Consider the following 1,419-nt stretch of genomic DNA (forward strand, 5'->3'; position numbering starts at 1 on the left):
CGTCGAGCCGGCCGGGACGTCGACACAGAGTCCGCTGTCGACGCCGACGAGGGTGTAGATGCCGCTGCCCGCGGACTCGAGGGTGAACTGCTGCCAGGGAGAGTCGGCCGTACAGCCCCACTGCTGGAGCTTGATGCCGTCGGTCCGGGCAGCACCGGGCACATCGACGCACTTGCCGGACTTCTTCACCACCAGCTGATAGGTGCTTCCCGTCGCGGGCAGCGTCGCGGCCTCGGCCGGAGTCGCTCCGGTCGTCGACACGGCCACCCCACCGGCCACCACCGCCATGGCCGAGACCGCCGCTGCGATCCTGCCCTTGCGCCGCCGGTGGGTTCCGCTCGGTGTGCTTCTGCGTTCCGTCATGTGACATGCCCTTCGTGTGCGGATGCTCTGGGGTGCTGCGGGAGTGACGTCGAGGTCTGGGCTCAGCCGACCGGGTTCCAGCCGTCCGCGCCGGCCAGGTACTTCTGAGGCGTGTACTGCGAGGCATTGCTGTCTGCGAGCTGCGGGCGGTTGCTGTTGACGCCCGCGCCCGCGCCGGTGTTGCGGTATTCGAGGAAGCGGGCGTTCTTCCACGTGCTGCCGGACATGTCCGTCCACGGCTGCTGGGTGGCGATCGCCGCGGACAGGTCGGACTCGCGGAACAGGACCTGGGCGTTCTGTCGCCACGGACGGCCGAGCTGGGTCTTGCCGGTGTTGGCGCCCGTGATGGTGGAGCGGTGGAAGAGGAAGCCGTAGGCCCGCTCGGCGGGGGTGCTGGCGGCGGTGATCGGTCCGCCGGTCGAGCGCTTCTCGTGGATGCGGCAGCGGTCGAAGACGGCGATGCCCCCGCCGTAGATGAAGTCGACGGTGCCTTCGACGTACGAGTCGCTGACGTAGGCGCGGGCGTTGTTGTTCACCAGAAAGGTGTCCTGGTCCCCGAGCAGCCGGACGTCGTCCAGGGTCGTCCTGTCGGCGTCCAGGTAGAGAGCCAGTGCCTGGTGGCCTGTATCGGCGCTGTTCTCGGCGTAGTCGTTGGCCATCGTCAGCTCGTCAGCGGTGAAGTCGTGCGCGAGGGCGACGACAGTGGCGCTGCCTTGCGTTCCGTAGGCGCCGGCGTGCCGGTTGCCGATGATCACCACGTCGTCGGGAGAATCGCCGTTTCCGCGGAGGGTGATGTAGGGCTTGTCCGCCGGGATGGTCACCTTCTCCCGGTACGTTCCGGGCTTGATGGTGATCGTCACCCGCTTGGTGTTGCCTGCCGGGACCGCGTCGATCGCCGCCTGCACCGTTCGGTACGTGCCCGTCCCGTCTGCGGCCACCGTGTTGGGCCGACTGGACCCGCCGACGGGTGTGAAGGCCCATTGCTTGTTGCTGTTGTGGGTGCAGGTCTCCTGGATCACGGCGGCGCCGTTGGCGGTGGAGGCGTCCTGGTCGGAC

The 1,419-nt window shown here is 68.5% G+C and carries 2 protein-coding genes; both read right to left on the bottom strand.

The genetic code is table 11. The features are described from left to right. On the bottom strand, positions 1–363 hold a 363-nt coding region (locus ACN6LM_RS37995), incomplete at its 3' end, for an RICIN domain-containing protein (protein WP_445069982.1). Positions 364–425: 62 nt separating this feature from the next. After that, positions 426–1,419, bottom strand: a 994-nt coding sequence (locus ACN6LM_RS38000; RefSeq protein WP_445069983.1) for a pectinesterase family protein, incomplete at its 5' end; no start/stop codon positions are given.

The sequence above is a fragment of the Streptomyces sp. SAS_281 genome, assembly GCF_052542855.1.